Origin of the sequence: Cryobacterium sp. N19, from assembly GCF_002929595.1 — a bacterium.
GTDB lineage: Bacteria > Actinomycetota > Actinomycetes > Actinomycetales > Microbacteriaceae > Cryobacterium > Cryobacterium flavum.
The window spans coordinates 1-15,534 of record NZ_PJJR01000052.1 but is presented as its reverse complement, the minus strand read 5'-3'; the positions used below and the strand labels follow the sequence as shown (position 1 = coordinate 15,534).

The following is a 15,534-nucleotide window of genomic DNA, read 5'->3' as shown; positions in this document are numbered from 1 at the left end:
GTGCCGCGGGACAGCCGGGCGGTCAGCCCGCGTGCGCCGCCCGCAGGTGCGCCGCGTACATGCGTCCGCTGTCCTTCACCGTGCGTTCGAGGGTCTTGTAGTCGACCCGCACGATGCCGAACCGTTTCTCATAGCCGTACGACCACTCGAAGTTGTCGAGCAGCGACCAGACGAAGTACCCGCGCACGTCGGCGCCGGCCGCGATCGCCTCACCCACCTTGTTGATGTGCGTCACGATGTACTCGGCGCGGTCCGCATCGTGCACGGCGCCGTCGGCGCTCACGGTGTCGTCGTAGGCGGCACCGTTCTCGGTCACGTAAAGCGGCGGCAGGCGGTCGTACTCCTCGCCGAGGCGCACCAACAGCAGGCGCAGGCCGTCGGGGTTGACCTCCCAGTCCATCGCGGTGCGCGGCAGTCCGCGACTGGGGAAGGTGATGTACTCCGATCCGACCCACGGCGAACCGACGGGCCGGTCGGCGCCACCGGCGTGACCATCGCTTGCCGAGGCATCCGCATGGCCGCTCACGAGGTCGTCGTGGTAATGGTTGACCCCGAGAAAATCGAGTGGGGCCGCGATCATCTCAAGATCGTCGGCGTGGATGACCTCGGCGAGTCCACACGGCTCGAGGTCGTGCAGGGTGTCCTCCGGGTAGGAACCACGCAGCAGCGGGTCCAGAAAGACGCGGTTAGCGAGCGAATCGAGCCGCCGGGCAGCCTCGAGGTCGACCGGGTCGGCGGCGTCGCGCGGCACGGCGTTGGTGAGATTAAGGGTGATGCCGAGGTTCTGAGCACCCGCAGAGCGCAGCGCGTTCACCACAAGGCCGTGCGCGAGGTGCTGGTGATGCACCGCGGCGACCGCCGCCGGGCCATCCTGCCGGCCCGGCGCGTGTGCACCCGATCCGTAGCCGAGCAGGGAGGAGCAAAAGGGTTCGTTGAAGGTGGTCCAGTGGGTGACCCGATCGCCCAGCGCGGAGTAGACATCGCTCGCGTAGTCGACGAACCGGTACGCGGTGTCGCGGTTGGCCCAGCCGCCCTTCTCTTCGAGGGCCTGCGGCAGATCCCAGTGATACAGGGTGAGCCAGGGCAAAATGCCGGCGCCGAGCAGTTCATCAACCAGCCGCGAGTAGAAGTCGAGCCCCTCGGGGTTGACGGCCCGATCATTCGGGCGCACGCGTGCCCAGCTGGTCGAGAACCGGTAGGCGTCGAGGCCGAGCGAAGCCATCAGACGCACGTCGGCGGGCATCCGGTGGTAGTGATCGACCGCCGTTTCCAGGTCGTCGCCGCCCGCAATGGCGCCTGGAACCCGCGCGAACGCATCCCAGATCGAGTCCTCCTTGCCGCCAGCGTGGCCGGCCCCCTCGATCTGCGCGGCGGCGGTGGCCGACCCCCAGAGAAATCCGCGCGGCCAGGTGAACGGTGTGGGCAGGGTCTGCGACATGACGTCACGCTACCCTGCGGCGAGGAATTCGACCAGTGACGAGGGCGTAACCGCGGACATCCGGTCGAACCGTCCCCGCAATCGGCTGCGTACCGGCCATCGTGTCGGAGATCTCCGCAGTTATGCACGCGGCATTCGGAGCTCTCAGATTCGTCGCGGCTAAGCTCGAATCATGCTGCAGAACAACGAACCCAGCGAGGCCGACCAGCGGCGCACCCGGCGCCGGTTTCTGATCGGGGTCCTCATCGTTGGAGTGGTCGTCGCTCTCGCGGCGATTGGCCTCTATCTGAGCGCCGCGCTCAGCGTTTAATCAATCAGAAATGAGTACACAGTGCAGTTGACTAGGTGGCAGCGACTTGGCCTGACGACGGCCATCGGTGCCGTTCTCGCGGTCGGTGCAACCGCGCTCGTTGTGCAGGCGCTTGATGATAGTCCCGCCACCCCCACCAAAACGGCGCAGACGACGGATGCCGACGCCTCAGCTGCGACGGAGGAACCGGCTCGCGCCACCCCCACCGACACACCCGCTGCGGCCCCGGTCGAAGCGGAGCCCGCCCTCAGCGCCCCCGTCGCCGCGCAGATCGACTACCTCCTCGCGCACTGGAAGCTCGAAACCTACAACTCCGTCGAGTGGGGCGTGCTCGGAGAGAACGACTGTGTCAACTTCGCCAGCCAGGCCATGATCGCCCGCGGCTGGACCATGGACGGAGTCTGGTCGAGCCCGAAAAACGGCAACGCCTACGATGCGTCGGCCGCCTGGCGCAGTTCCACCGCGTTCATGAACTACATCGCGCAGGCCGGCAAGGCCACCGCCCTGACCGATCAGCAGCGCGACCAGGTCAAGGTCGGCGACATCGTGCAGTTCGACTGGGACAACACCGGCGATCGCGACCACACCGGCATTGTCACCAGGGTCGAGAAGGTCGGCGACACTGTTGCCATCTCGTTCGCCGGGCACACCCTCGATTCCGACTACCGCTCGGTCGACACGGCAATCACCGTGGATCACCCGGGCGGAACGGCCTACTACTGGAGTGTTCCCTAGGCGATCGCGGCGTCGACGATCGCCTTGGCCTCCAGCTGAACCTGGGCAAGGTGTTCGTCGCCGAGGAACGACTCGGCGTAGATCTTGTAGACGTCTTCGGTGCCGCTCGGCCGGGCCGCGAACCAGGCGTTCTCGGTCGTGACCTTCACTCCGCCGATGGCCGCTCCGTTTCCGGGGGCCACGCTGAAGGCGCCGGTGATCTTCTCACCGGCCAGTTCGGTGGCCGTGATCATCGAGCCGTCGAGCTTGGCCAGTGCGGCCTTCTGCGCGGGCGTGGCCGCAGCATCCACTCGCGCATAGGAGGGAGCGCCGAAGTGTTCGGCCAGCTCGGCGTAGCGCTGCGAAGGAGTCTTGCCGGTGACGGCGAGAATCTCGGAGGCGAGCAGGGCTAGCAGAATGCCGTCCTTGTCGGTGGTCCAGACCGTGCCGTCGAAGCGCACGAAGCTCGCGCCGGCGCTCTCCTCGCCGCCGAAAGCCACCGAGCCGTCGATGAGCCCGGGCACGAACCATTTGAAGCCCACTGGCACCTCCCACAGGTCGCGGCCGAGAAAACCGGTGACGCGGTCGATCATGGTTGACGAGACGAGGGTCTTGCCGACCGCGGCGTCGGGCTTCCAGCCTTCACGGTGGCTGTACAGGTAGTCGATGGCCACGGCGAGAAAGTGGTTCGGGTTCATCAGGCCGCCGTCTGGCGTGACGATGCCGTGCCGGTCGGCGTCGGCGTCATTACCCGTGAGAATGTCGTACTCGTCCTTGTGGGCGACAACGGATGCCATCACCGACGCACTCGACGGATCCATCCGGATCTTCTCGTCCCAGTCCAGGGTCATGAATCGCCAGGTCGGGTCGACCGTGGGGTTGACCACGACCAGGTCGATCTCGTAACGGTCACGGATGGCGCCCCAGTAGCCGACACTCGCGCCGCCGAGCGGGTCGGCCCCGATGCGGATTCCGCTGGTGCGGATGGCCTGCATGTCGATGATGTTCTCGAGGTCGTTCACGTAGTTGCCACGAAAGTCGTAGGTCTCCACTGCGCTCGGCTCGCTCATCAGCACGCCGTCGAGGCCATTGGCGATGAGCTCGTTCGCCCGGTTCGCGATCCACGAGGTCGCATCGCTGTCGGCCGGTCCGCCGTGCGGCGGGTTGTACTTGAAGCCGCCGTCCATCGGCGGGTTGTGGCTCGGGGTGACGACGATGCCGTCGGCCAGGTCGCCGTGCTCGGCGCGGTTGTAGGCCAAAATCGCGTGCGACAGGGAGGGGGTGGGCACGTAATCGTCGAACTCGTCCACGAGTACACGAACGCCGTTGGCGACGAGAACCTCGAGGGCGGTCGTGTAGGCCGGACCGCTCAGGGCGTGCGGGTCGGTGCCGATGAAGAGGGGGCCGGTGATGCCCTGGCCCGCGCGGTATTCCACGATCGCCTGCGTTGTGGCACTGATGTGGTCCTCGTTGAACGCGGTGTTCAGGGAACTCCCGCGATGCCCTGAGGTGCCGAAGACGACCCGCTGGGCTGGCACCCGGGCATCCGGTTTCAAATCGTAATAGGCCTTGACCAGCCCATCAACGTCGATCAGGTCAGATTCCAGGGCTCGGGTGCCCGCGCGTTCGCTCATGAGCACAGTCTGGCACCCCCGGTAGGCTGTCAGCCATGCCCGACGCGCCGAATCCGCCCAAAGCCCGCACCTACAGCTATCTCGGCCCGGCCGGCACCTTCACCGAAGCGGCGCTGGCCCAGGTACCCGAAGCGCGGGGCCAGATCTGGCGCCCGGTCAACAATGTGGGCGAGGCCTTCGCTGACGTCGGGAGCGGCCGCAGCCTCGCGGCCATGATCGCCATCGAGAACTCGGTCGACGGCGGTGTCACGGCCACCCAGGATGCCCTGGCCAGCGTGCCGAACCTGCGCATCATCGGCGAATACCTGGTGCCGGTGAATTTCGTGCTGGTGGCCCGCCCCGGCACGACGCTGGCCGACGTGCGCGTCGTCAACGCGCATCCGGTCGCCTACGGCCAGTGCCGCAACTGGCTCGAACGCACCCTGCCGAGTCACGGCCACATCCCCGCCTCGAGCAACGTCGCCGCCGCGTCTTCCCTGCTCGACACCATGCAAGCGGATGCCGCGATCGCGCCACCCGGCATCGATAAACATCACGACCTCGTCGTTCTCGCTTCGAATATCGGTGACAACCCGAACGCGGTCACCCGCTTCGTGCTGGTCGGCCGCGGCAACGAGCTCACCGCGCCGACGGGCGCCGACAAGACCAGCCTGATCATCGAGCTGCCGAGTGACCGTTCCGGTGCCCTGCTGGAGATGCTCGAGCAGTTCGCCACGCGCGGCGTGAACCTCAGTCTGATTCAGTCCCGGCCGATCGGTGATTCCCTCGGCCGCTACCGTTTCGTCGTCGACGCCGAGGGGCATATTCTCGACGAGCGCGTCGCCGATGCGTTGTTGGGCCTTCGACGGTTCAGCCCCAAGGTGATCTTTCTCGGATCCTATCCGCGGGCCGACAAACGCCCGATCGAGTTCACCTCGCGCTACGACGACGGCATTTTCATCGAAGCCCGCGACTGGTTGCGCGGTTTAATTGCGGGGGAACCCGTTGAATAGGCACATCGCGGGGGAGCCCACCAAATGACCGCCGACCCGAACAATGATGCCCGCTACCAGCGTGGCTACGAGCCCGCCACCCACGCGGCTGCCGCCGCGTCGGACCGTCTCGCGCCCACCTCGAACGGCGGGCCCGCGGCATCCGCTGCCCCGACCGAAACCGCATCGGTGCCGGCGCCGGAAGCCGCCGCGCTGCTCGACCAGTTCGAGCCGCGCAATCCGTTCGTCGTTGCCCTGTGGGTTGTTGGTCCAGCCCTCACCATCGGCGGACTGAGCGTGCAGGTGCGAACATTTCTTGATTCGATGGGTGGCTCAAGCTACATTAACTCTCCCGACGGCGAGGTGCCGTTCGATATGTTGTTGCAGCAGATCTCCTGGTCGCTCGGACCGGCAATGACCTCAACCGGCCTGGCCACTGTCGTCGGTCTGCTCTTTTACCATGCACTGCGCTGGCGGTCCCGGCCGTCACGCCGTTCAGACACCTGATTCAGCGGGCACGCGCACGATGAGCGCGCCGGCATCGGCGTTCAGCCGCACCTTGCGCACGAGGCCGAACTCATCGCCGTCGAGCTCGAAATCCTGCGCGTGTTCGAGCACGATGCGAATATCCGGCCCGCGCAGGGTCGTCATCACCCGCTCATTCGACGATTCGGTGGCCTGAATCATGCGTCGGCCCACCGCCGAACGCCGCAGCACCCCGTTTTCCCAGGTCACCCGGCGCCAGATGGTCAGCCAGCCGAGCACGCCCTTAGGCTGCAGCACCGCGATGTCCAGAATGCCGTCGTCGAGGCGCGCGTCGGGCAGAAACTGCAGGTTGCCCGGCAGCAGCCCGCAATTGGCGACAAGAATCGCGCTCACCTGTGCCGGCCGGTCAACCCGCCCAGCAACGCTGTAGCGGATGCGAAATGGCCGCGCTTTCGGCAGCGCCCGCGCCACCCCGTCGACGTAGGCGAGCCAGCCCACCTGTTTCTTGAGATCGTCGCGGGTGTGCGCGATCATCTGAGCATCGAGGCCGAGGCCGGCCATAACCAGGAAGACGTGTTCCTGCACTTCGCCGGTATCGGTCGTCAGGGTGGCGACGCCGAGATCGATCGGCCGGTCGACACCACTGAACGCGATCTCGGTGGCGGCATCGATACTACCGAGCGGCAACAGCAGGTTGCGAGCGAGCAGGTTGCCGGTTCCCGACGGCACGATGGCCATGCGCACCCCGGACTCACGAAGCGCCTCGGCGACGGCCCGCACGGTGCCGTCGCCGCCGGCCGAGATCACCATCGAGGCGTGAGCGTCAAGTGCTCGTTTCGTGGCTGCCTGGCCGACATCGTCGACGCTGGTTTCAAACCAGTGCGTCTCGCCCCAGCCGGCGGATTGCTCGGCGGCGGCCACGCTCGTGCGCAACCTGGCGAGGTCGACCTTCACCGGGTTGTAGACAACGGCGGCGTGCTGGTCGAAGTTTTCGGAGGCGCTCACGAGGCCTAGGCTACTGGGTCGCCCCGCGTTTGCCCGCCAACTAGCGCTTGTAGACTGGCCGGGTGATTGATCCGGTGCTGTTACGCGAAAACCCTGACCTCTTCAAGCGTTCGCAGGAGGCTCGTGGCGACTCCGTTGGAGCGGTGGATGCCGCGCTCGCCGCCGACGCCGAACGGCGTTCGACGATCACCGCGTTCGAAGACCTGCGCGCCGCGCAAAACCTGTTCGGCAAGCGCGTCGCCGCAGCGCCCAGGGCCGAGAAGAAGGCGCTCGTTGCCGAGGCGCAAAGCCTCGCCGCTGAGGTGAAAGCCGCAGGAGTCATCGCGGGCGAGGCCGACGCTCGCTTCACCGCGATCGTCAAGACCATCGCGAACCCGATCATCGACGGAGTTCCGGCCGGCGATGAGGCCAACTTCAAGACCCTGCGCACCCACGGCGATGCCCCGGTGTTCGACTTCGAGCCGCGCGACCACCTCGAGCTCGGCGAACTGCTCGGCGCCATCGATATGGCCCGCGGCGCCAAGGTCTCCGGCACCCGTTTCTACTTCCTGAAGGGAATCGGCGCCCGCCTCGAGATTGCGCTCATGAACATGGCGCTCGACCGGGCGCTTGCGGCCGGCTTCGTGCCGCTCATCACCCCCACGCTCGTACGCCCCGAAATCATGGACGGCACCGGCTTTCTCGGTGAGCACAACGATGAGGTCTACTACCTTCCCACTGACGACCTCTACCTCACCGGCACGAGCGAGGTCGCGCTCGCCGGGTACCACAAAGACGAGATCCTCGACCTGTCCGAGGAACCCCTGCGTTACGCCGGCTGGAGCACCTGCTACCGCCGCGAGGCCGGCTCGGGCGGAAAAGACACCCGCGGCATCATTCGCGTGCACCAGTTCAACAAGCTCGAAATGTTCACCTACGTGCTGCCCGAGAACGCCGAGGCCGAGCACGACCGCCTCGTCGCCCTCCAGGAGGGCATGCTGCAGTCCCTCGGCCTCAGCTACCGCGTGATCGACGTCGCAGCCGGTGACCTCGGCGGAAGCGCGGCCCGCAAGTTCGATATCGAGGCCTGGGTGCCCACCCAGAACGCCTTCCGCGAGCTCACCAGCACGAGCAACTGCACCACCTACCAGGCGCGACGGTTGGACATCCGTTACCGCACCGACACGGGCAAGACCGCGCCGGTCGCCACTCTCAACGGCACGCTCGCGACCACCCGCTGGCTCGTCGCCATGCTCGAAACGCACCAGCAAGCGGATGGCTCGGTGCGCGTCCCCGAGGCGCTGCGGCCCTACCTCGGCGGCCTCGAGGTTTTGACGCCGCTCCCGGTGAAGGGAGCGAAGTGACGTCACAGGTCACGACCGAGCCGTGGCTCGTCGCCCTCGACATCGACGGCACTACCATGCACGAAGACGGCTCGATCAGCCAGGCCGTGATCGATGAGGTTGTGCGGCTCGCCGAGGCCGGGCACGAGGTCATGCTCGCCACCGGCCGGTCCGCAGCTGCAGCCCTGCCGGTGCTAGACCGCCTCGGCATTTCTCCGCGCTACGTGGTCTGCTCCAATGGGGCCATCACCATGCACCGCGATGCCTCAGCGCCCCTGGGCTACCGACGCGAATGGGTCGAGACCTTCGACCCGAGCGACGTGCTCACCTCGATTCGGGCGCACCTCGGCTCGGCCCGGTTCGCGGTCGAAGACGAGCACGGTTTCTACCGGTACACCGAACCGATTCCCGATGCCACAATCGGCATGGACAGCGAACGGGTCGACTTCGACGAGCTGTTGAAGCACAAGGCGACCCGCGTGGTCGTTATCTCGCCCGACCACGACATGGAGGATTTTCTCCAAGTGGTCGAGCGCATGGGGTTGAATCGGGTGAGCTATGCGATCGGGTGGACCGCCTGGCTCGACATCGCGCCGGACGGCGTCAACAAGTCGACCGCGATGGAGCGAGTACGTGTGGCGGTCGGGGTTCCCCGCGAGCGGGTGATGGCCGTCGGCGACGGGCGCAACGATATTGACATGCTGGCGTGGGCCGCCGAATTCGGTCGCGGCGTGGCCATGGGCGAGTCGCCCGACGACGTTCTCGCCGCCGGGTCCGAGATCACCGGCAATGTGGAGATTGACGGCCTCGCCATGGTGTTGCGCACACTCTGACTCGCATCCAGCCGTTTATCAGGCCCCTCTGTCAGCCTGTATAGTCTGCCATCGGCTAGAATCGGGCCAGTTCGCCCAATTCTTTCCGCGCTGCAATTCGCGCGGGGAATGGGCAACCGGGAGGGCTGTCCGAGCGGCCGATGGAGCCAGTCTTGAAAACTGGTGGGCAGAAATGTCTCGTGGGTTCGAATCCCACGCCCTCCGCAGTACCAGCACAATGCAAATCGCCGGCGCACAACGATTGTCGCCTCAGGCTGACCAGCCAACAACCCGATGAGAGGACATGAGTGAGCGACCAACTTCGCCCCCGCTCGAACGGTTCCAAGAACCTCAAAACCGTTGCCCGTCACGGCCGCCTGAAGAAGTCGAACGCCGCCGTCACCGTGGCCAAGTTCATCGCGGGCAGCCTGGCCGTCGTTTTGGTCAGCGGATTCTCGGTCGGCGCGATTGCCACTTACGACGTCGCCACGAGCGTGCAGCCCAGCGTTCACCTCACCAATGAGACCAACGGCCCGGTTCCCTCGATCGGTGCCATCGACGGCGGCGTGAACATGCTCATCGTCGGCAGCGACAGCCGCGTCGGCCAGGACGCGGCCTTCGGCCCGGAAGACTCCACCGGCGACCTCAACGACGTCACGATGCTGCTGCACATCTCGGAAGACCACAGCAACGCCTCGGTCATCAGCTTTCCGCGCGACATGTTCGTGGCGATCCCCTCGTGCCCCGACCCCACGGGTGGCTCGTTTCGTGCGATGAGCAGCCAGAAAATCAACACCACGCTCACCTACGGTGGCCTGGCCTGCACCGTGCTGACCGTGGAGGAGCTCACCGGCCTCTCAATCCCGTTCGCGGCCGAGGTGCAGTTTAGCGGCGTCATGGCCATGTCCAGCGCTGTTGGCGGCGTTCCGGTCTGCGTAGCCAGCCGCATCGAAGATGAGTACACCGGTACCTTTCTCGACCCGGGTGAGCACGTGCTCGAGGGCTATGACGCGCTACAGTTTCTGCGCACCCGCCACGGCCTCGGCGATGGTGGCGACCTGACCCGCATCAACAACCAGCAGCTGTTCATGTCCTCGCTCGTGCGCACGATCAAGAGCGCTGACACCCTCTCCGATCCGACCAAGGTCTACGCTCTGGCCAAGGCAGTGACAGCGAATATGCGCCTCTCGGACAGCCTCAACAGCGTCACGACGCTCGCGTCCATCGCCATCGCTCTCAAAGACATCGACCTCAATCAGGTCGTCTTCGCCCAGGTGCCCACCGGCAGCACGACCGGCGGGGTCAAGGCCGTTCAACCGGCCTTTGACAACCTGTTCGAGGCGGTTGCGGCCGATCAGCCGCTGACCCTCAGCGGAACGACCGGCCGCGGTACCGAGGCTGACCCGAACGCTCCCGTCGAGGCAGCGCCGGTTCCCGTCGCAACCACCGACCCCTCGGCCGCGGCCGATCCGGCGGCATCTGAGGCCCCCGTGGCCACGGAAGCCCCGGGAGTCGTCCTGTCGGAGTCGGTGACGGGCCAAACGGCCGGCGACTATACCTGCACCAGAGGGCGCACGCTCGAGAACCAATAACCGGGCGCGGGCATCTGTTTTGCCTGCCCGGGTTTGCATGGTCAGAGCGGATGCCCGCCTGCGGCTAAGATGGACGAGTGTGTTTGCGCAAGCAGATGCCAAGGAGACGTCGCATAGTTCGGCTTAGTGCACCACCCTGCTAAGGTGGAGTACCCTTTACGGGGTACCGTGGGTTCAAATCCCACCGTCTCCGCAGCCATTTGAACCCCTGAATCCCATATAAACACTGGGAGTCAGGGGTTTTCTTTTGCCCCAAAATTCTGTTTTGGCAACATTTTGGCAACATTTGAAAAAATAGCGGCCTGATTCAAACGGTCTGCAACGGCGTCCAGGTCGTCATCGAAGAGGTCCGCGTAGGTGTCGAGGGTCATCGCTGCGGAGGCATGACCGAGCATCCGTTGCACCGCTTTGACGTTTGCGCCGACGCTCACAGCGAGACTTGCGGCCGTGTGGCGGAGGTCGTGAATTGTCATCCGTGGTAGGCCTGCCGTCGTAAGTGCCGTCAAAAACCAGCTCCGCGTGCCCAGGCTTACCCGGGTGCGTTTGAGGTGGTTTCCGAATCGATCGGCGAAGACGAGTGCCGTTGCCGGCTTGTCTCGACATTCGTCACTCAGTCCGGGGAGTAGGAACGCGGGGAAGGGCACCGAGCGTACTTTGTAGGACTTCGGAGTTCCGACCTCTATCTGCGAACCGACCTCAACAGCGTTGCGATTGACGTTGATTCTGCGCTTGAGAAAGTCGATGTCCTTGACCTGAAGCCCGATGGCTTCGCCCCAGCGGAGGCCGCAATACGCCATTATGAGAACGAGAGTTGCACGGTCGCCGGAGGCGGTCGCCAGCGCTGCGACCTGTCTGTGTGACAGGTAGGTGTGCTCCTTGGCAATCTTGCGAGGCAGGTTCACGCCGCGCGCCGGATTTAAGGTGATTCGCTTGTCCTTGACGGCAACGTCGAGGGTGGAAGCGAGGACGCCGTAGGCGCGGAGGACAGTCGTCGCGCCCTTTACGGCGGTAAGTTCAGTCACCCACGACTGAACGTCACTGTGACGAATTTCGCCCACAGTTCGGGTGCCCCAAGCTGGCTTCACGTAGAGGCGCCACGCGATTTCAACCGGGCGGAGGCTGGAGGGCTTGAGATGTGACTGGTGGTGGAGCCATTGAGCACCCAATGTCGCAATGGTCAATCGACCAGCCGAGGCCTCGATGAAATCGCCGTTCGCCTTGGTGACTTCGACCGTTGAGAGAAAGAGCGCGGCATCCCGTTTCGTCGTAAAGCCGCGTTTCTGTGCTTGATCGTGGTCCGGCTTGCGATAGACGACTCGGTAGCGCTTACCGGCCTTCGTCAGATACGAGTAGATGCTGCCCATGACCTCACCTCGGGATCGTCAGTGATTGTGCTGGATCTACTCTCCTCTCGCCCACCGACATTGGGCTGGGCGAAGTCAGTAAGACCAGCCCTCTGTTTCTCAGCCAGCCGCGGCTAGATAACTAGTCAGTTGTTTGATACGCCGGCTGACTTTAGGGAGGCGCACTTCGGTGGTGTCGAATGCAGTAGTTGCAGCGATTTGTCAGCGGACTCTACGAATCGCTCGCCCTCGACTTATACAGCCAAACGACTTCGCTCGCGGAGCTGCGTGTGGAGCTCCGGCGTCGCCAAGCGCTGGGCGCGTTCGGAGTGTTCGTCGTTGGTGGCCCAGTGGTAAGCGCCGTCGAGCTCGCTCAAGATCCAGGCATCGAACTGGACCACGGTCATGTCATCGAAGCTCGAGCTGAGGTTGGCGATGTCGAGCCAGGCCCAGGGTGTGGCGATGGGGGCGAGGAGGAAGATTGGCGAGACGTGTAGGGCCTTGGCGATGTTGAGCAGTTGGCTGACGAGAAGGTCGTCTTTGCCGCCAGCCTCGATAGTCTGCACGATCGATTCGGTGACATTGTCGCCTGGGATGAGATCGGCGAGGGCTATAGCCGAACGGATGGCGTGCTGCTTGCGAATCGCTTGAATGCGGTCGCCGATCTCAGCCGGCGCCAGAAAATTCATCACGCGCACAGAGTGCAACTCAAGGGCGACACCTCGACGGCTCACACGCGTACGACAGTTATTCGGCCCGGGCTCAGCGGTCTACTTGACCCATCCTTCGAGGTCCCAGCCCGCGTCGGTGAGATAGCTGCTGAGTTGTTCGATGCGCCGGTTTGCCTCGGCAAGTCGTTCCTGCGTGGTATCCCAGATCGCGGGGTCCGTGCTGACCTCACCCGGCGGCGTGAGTTCCGCTTCGATGGCCAAGTTGGTGGTGAGGCGGCGGCGCTCGCGCAGGCTGGCAATGAGCTGGCGCGTGGCCTCGAGCTGCGAGCGTTCCGTGCGCTCGGTGAGGTCACGCCACCGATAGGTGCCATTCGTTTCCCCGGAGATCCAGGCATCGAATTCAGCGACGGTCATTCCCTCGAAGGTATTGCTGAGGTTGACCAGGTCGAGCGCGTCATGCGGGCGCCCGATTGGTGCAAGGAGAAAAACCGGTGGAACGCGCAGCGCGTGGGAGATGTTCAGGAGTTGGCTGACCGAGAGGTCCTGTTTGCGGCCGGCTTCAAGGTTTTGCAGGATCGCCTCGGTGACATTGCCGCCGGGCATGAGGTCGGCGAGGTCCTTGGCGGAGCGGATGCCGTGCCGTTTCCGGATGGCTTGAATCCGCTCGCCAATTCCGGACTGCCTCACAAAACCTGTCATGCCGACACCGTACAGCTATTGGTCCTTGTCAAACAGCGAAAAGCGTTTTATTGTGATCGCAACACGAAGCAATGAGTGTCTCGTGTCACCGAAGGGACGTAATCATGACCGAAGAATTCATCCTCCCCGTCGTCGTCGCCGAACTCACCGGACTGACCGTCGGCGGGCTGGCCCATCTGCGCTACTTGGGTCGGGGACCGCGCTTCTACAAGCCGACGCCGAAGAAAGTCCTGTACAAGCGGGCCGAAGTGATCGCCTGGGTCGAGGCGAGCGCACAGACGCAGACGGGCAAACGCGCCCTCGTGACGCGGTGAGGCCGCGCCTCCTGTTGCAGGCGACCAAGTCGTCGGCTCGCGGCAGGCCAAAGATAAAGCCCCGGGTTGCACCCCGGGGCAAGGATCGAACACCCGCAAAGGATCTGATCTATGTTCAGAATACTGAAATTCTGCCATCTCGCAACGCCTCGCACCCGATCCGGTGGGTGAGAGCACTGTGGGCCTCTATGCGGCTAAGGGCGCGGTTCTTGCAGCTGCACGCCTGGGCCTGGGGCACGCGGCAACCCGGCTGCTCGTGCACATGGCCTTGGAAACCTGGGACGACACCGACAACCCCGGTAATCAACCGCCGCGACGGTACTTCGCATCCCGAGAATCCTCCGCGATCGCCCTGGGCTATCTGGCTCCGGACAACGGATCAGAGTCGGCGAATCACTCGGTCAAGCGGGCGATCGCGGAACTCGTCGCCAGCGGCGCTATCGAGCGAGTCAGTGCTGGCCACCGTGGCCACAATGCCGAGTTCAATCTGCTCGTCGACAGCACGAGACCGGGCGGTCACCGACGGTACGAGACCAACGTCATTCCGATGCTTCGACGCGGAGGTTTGGGGGCCGGTGAGCGGCCTCCGTAGGGGGCCGTTTAGCGTACCAATAGGGGGCCAGATCTGGCCCTATAGGGGGCCGCTGATCGGCCCCCCTAACAGTACTAACAGGACAAACAAAACATTAACAGTACGCGCGCGCGAAAAACACCTGTGGATAACTTGCCAGCAACGTCGGGCAAAGGCCCCTTGATCGCGGCCGCAATCGGCGCGCATCCCCACCGCGTGAAACACAATTTGTGACCTGTCCGGCCGATCACAGTAGCTCGCTACGCGCCTCCCGTTCCCAGATTCTCAGACGCGGTCGCTGGCTCCCTTATCTCGCCTGAAATTCGGGGCACTCCCGGCGCTCCCGCTCGCTATCGATTCTTCTCGCCGGACGGCACAAAAAACAGTTGGTCGAAGAACCCAAAGCCAACGACTCCCCACCGCAATTCAACACACCACCCCTCGAAGGAGAAGCACTCATGTCCACACGCACCATCATCGGCAACCTGGCTCTGGACCCCGAAGTCGTCACAGCCGGCAGCATTCAGATCACCAAGCTGCGCGTCATCGAGAACACCGGCGAGTACCGCGGCGGCAAATGGCTCGCCCACGACGCCGCAACCACGCATTTCGTGGAAGCTAAGTTCGAGCTCGGCCAAAACGTCGCCGCCACCTTGCATAAGGGCGACCCCGTTATCGTCGTCGGCCGCGAACACACTGACAGCTGGGGCGACGAACAGACACGCCAATACGGCTGCGTCATCGACGCCGACAACGTCGGACCCGACCTCAACCGCGCCGTCGCCACCGTTCGCCGCAACTCCAAGCCTGACACCGAATAGCTATCCCGGGTGGGCCGCACGCGCGGCCCACCCTGAATACCTCATGAAAGGAGCACCACCATGAACGACCACGACAGCGAATTGATCAGCCGGGCGAACGAGCTGGCCGACATCGCACGCAGCCTGGCGCACGCGGCTCGGGCGATTGAACGGCCCTACGACTCGTACCTGCTGCTCGGATGTCTGACCGCCACCCAGCGCTCCCTCGGCCAGGTGTACGACCAGCTCGCCAACTGGCACAGCATCGTCGTCGACGGCGTCGAGTACAACGGCGAAGACGGCTGCGGCGCCGGCTGCGCGCCCGGAGTCGCTCGGGCTGAACTCGGCCTTCGCGATGCCGCCCAATTCGCCGGCATCGTCGAGGATGCCCTCATGCAAGCCCACAACGCCAACAGCGTCGTTCGCTGGTTCGACAGCGTGGAACGATTCCCGCGCTTGTCGTAACGAGCTGATTCCGGCGACGGAACGGCCCGTGATCGCACATCGAGTTACCTACGTCTCGACGGCTGAAACGACATAGAGCCGACAAGATTTGGCCGCTCGCGTCGACGCTTCCGCGGGTGCAGCGTCACGGGATGCCATCGATATCCGGGCCCCCATTTCGGCTTCGCCCGGCGGAGCAGGTCCAGTGCGGGCGACTGCTAGATGAGCAGCAGAGGGGCCAAAGATCGATCGCAGGCACCACGTCGTCCGTCACGAATTTGAACGCACGGAGAGCGCCACAAGCCTGCGCGGGTATTCGTTTACCTGTTCACCGGCAGCGAATAGGTAAACGAATAGGTAAGGGGTCTCTTTCCCTGTCCCACCGCCGCCCCCTCGCTGCGCTCGCTT

Annotated in this window: 17 protein-coding genes and 2 tRNA genes; 13 read left to right on the top strand and 6 right to left on the bottom strand. The window is 64.6% G+C overall.

Going from position 1 to position 15,534, the window contains the following annotated elements:
• Positions 1–22: 22 nt before the first annotated feature.
• On the bottom strand, positions 23–1,438 hold the full coding sequence (locus tag CXY78_RS13700; RefSeq protein ID WP_092338676.1) for a GH1 family beta-glucosidase: 1,416 nt from the start codon (positions 1,436–1,438) through the stop codon (positions 23–25).
• A gap of 172 nt (positions 1,439–1,610) precedes the next feature.
• On the opposite strand from CXY78_RS13700, the gene CXY78_RS21075 reads away from it, so the two are divergent.
• Together CXY78_RS21075 and CXY78_RS13695 are read left to right on the top strand one after the other, a co-directional pair.
• Positions 1,611–1,748 (top strand): hypothetical protein, encoded by a 138-nt coding sequence (locus CXY78_RS21075; RefSeq protein ID WP_158252782.1) that lies wholly within the window; start codon positions 1,611–1,613, stop codon positions 1,746–1,748.
• 27 nt (positions 1,749–1,775) lie between these two features.
• Complete coding sequence (locus CXY78_RS13695) at positions 1,776–2,483, top strand: amidase domain-containing protein (RefSeq protein ID WP_158252783.1); 708 nt, start codon at positions 1,776–1,778, stop codon at positions 2,481–2,483.
• On the opposite strand, the gene pgm is transcribed toward CXY78_RS13695, so the two are convergent.
• Positions 2,480–4,096, bottom strand: coding sequence for a phosphoglucomutase (alpha-D-glucose-1,6-bisphosphate-dependent) (pgm, locus tag CXY78_RS13690; RefSeq protein WP_104089840.1), 1,617 nt, complete (start codon positions 4,094–4,096; stop codon positions 2,480–2,482). The two genes, CXY78_RS13695 and pgm, sit on opposite strands and share 4 nt — an antisense overlap.
• 35 nt (positions 4,097–4,131) lie before the next feature.
• On the opposite strand from pgm, the gene pheA reads away from it, so the two are divergent.
• Positions 4,132–5,088 (top strand): prephenate dehydratase, encoded by a 957-nt coding sequence (pheA, locus tag CXY78_RS13685; RefSeq protein WP_092338680.1) that lies wholly within the window; start codon positions 4,132–4,134, stop codon positions 5,086–5,088.
• A gap of 24 nt (positions 5,089–5,112) precedes the next feature.
• Positions 5,113–5,574, top strand: coding sequence for a hypothetical protein (locus CXY78_RS13680; protein ID WP_104089839.1), 462 nt, complete (start codon positions 5,113–5,115; stop codon positions 5,572–5,574).
• Here CXY78_RS13680 and CXY78_RS13675 read toward each other — a convergent pair.
• Positions 5,563–6,558 (bottom strand): diacylglycerol kinase family protein, encoded by a 996-nt coding sequence (locus CXY78_RS13675; protein WP_092338684.1) that lies wholly within the window; start codon positions 6,556–6,558, stop codon positions 5,563–5,565. The genes CXY78_RS13680 and CXY78_RS13675 overlap by 12 nt on opposite strands.
• 62 nt (positions 6,559–6,620) lie before the next feature.
• Here CXY78_RS13675 and serS point away from each other — a divergent pair, with 62 nt between their 5' ends.
• The 5 genes from serS to CXY78_RS13650 all read left to right on the top strand — a co-directional run bounded on the left by serS (position 6,621) and on the right by CXY78_RS13650 (position 10,477).
• Positions 6,621–7,901, top strand: a complete 1,281-nt coding sequence (gene serS, locus CXY78_RS13670; protein WP_104089837.1) for a serine--tRNA ligase — start codon at positions 6,621–6,623, stop codon at positions 7,899–7,901.
• The gene (locus tag CXY78_RS13665) at positions 7,898–8,713 is read left to right on the top strand and encodes an HAD family hydrolase (protein ID WP_255409982.1); all 816 of its coding nucleotides are present in this window, start codon (positions 7,898–7,900) and stop codon (positions 8,711–8,713) included. The genes serS and CXY78_RS13665 overlap by 4 nt, the downstream gene beginning before the upstream one ends.
• Positions 8,714–8,832: 119 nt before the next feature.
• Positions 8,833–8,917 (top strand) — tRNA-Ser (locus tag CXY78_RS13660).
• Positions 8,918–9,000: 83 nt separating this feature from the next.
• Positions 9,001–10,284 carry an LCP family protein gene (locus CXY78_RS13655; RefSeq protein ID WP_104089836.1) on the top strand — a complete coding sequence of 428 codons (1,284 nt, stop codon included), beginning with the start codon at positions 9,001–9,003 and terminating at the stop codon, positions 10,282–10,284.
• Positions 10,285–10,386: 102 nt separating this feature from the next.
• Positions 10,387–10,477: transfer RNA gene (locus tag CXY78_RS13650), tRNA-Ser, on the top strand.
• 40 nt (positions 10,478–10,517) lie between these two features.
• Here the strand turns inward: CXY78_RS13650 and CXY78_RS13645 are convergent.
• From CXY78_RS13645 to CXY78_RS13635, 3 genes are all read right to left on the bottom strand, one after another.
• Positions 10,518–11,648, bottom strand: coding sequence for a site-specific integrase (locus CXY78_RS13645; protein ID WP_104089834.1), 1,131 nt, complete (start codon positions 11,646–11,648; stop codon positions 10,518–10,520).
• Between the two features lie 233 nt (positions 11,649–11,881).
• Positions 11,882–12,319 (bottom strand): helix-turn-helix transcriptional regulator, encoded by a 438-nt coding sequence (locus CXY78_RS13640; protein WP_140425715.1) that lies wholly within the window; start codon positions 12,317–12,319, stop codon positions 11,882–11,884.
• A 78-nt stretch (positions 12,320–12,397) separates the two neighbouring features.
• On the bottom strand, positions 12,398–12,997 hold the full coding sequence (locus tag CXY78_RS13635; protein ID WP_104089831.1) for a helix-turn-helix domain-containing protein: 600 nt from the start codon (positions 12,995–12,997) through the stop codon (positions 12,398–12,400).
• 104 nt (positions 12,998–13,101) lie between these two features.
• On the opposite strand from CXY78_RS13635, the gene CXY78_RS13630 reads away from it, so the two are divergent.
• The 4 genes from CXY78_RS13630 to CXY78_RS13615 all read left to right on the top strand — a co-directional run bounded on the left by CXY78_RS13630 (position 13,102) and on the right by CXY78_RS13615 (position 15,147).
• Positions 13,102–13,311, top strand: coding sequence for an AlpA family transcriptional regulator (locus CXY78_RS13630; protein ID WP_233200524.1), 210 nt, complete (start codon positions 13,102–13,104; stop codon positions 13,309–13,311).
• A gap of 163 nt (positions 13,312–13,474) precedes the next feature.
• Positions 13,475–13,903 carry a hypothetical protein gene (locus tag CXY78_RS13625; RefSeq protein ID WP_104089828.1) on the top strand — a complete coding sequence of 143 codons (429 nt, stop codon included), beginning with the start codon at positions 13,475–13,477 and terminating at the stop codon, positions 13,901–13,903.
• Positions 13,904–14,340: 437 nt separating this feature from the next.
• Positions 14,341–14,703, top strand: a complete 363-nt coding sequence (locus CXY78_RS13620) for a single-stranded DNA-binding protein (protein ID WP_104089827.1) — start codon at positions 14,341–14,343, stop codon at positions 14,701–14,703.
• Between the two features lie 60 nt (positions 14,704–14,763).
• Positions 14,764–15,147: a hypothetical protein gene (locus tag CXY78_RS13615; protein WP_104089825.1), complete on the top strand. Its 384-nt coding sequence runs from the start codon at positions 14,764–14,766 to the stop codon at positions 15,145–15,147.
• The last annotated feature ends 387 nt before the right edge of the window (positions 15,148–15,534 follow it).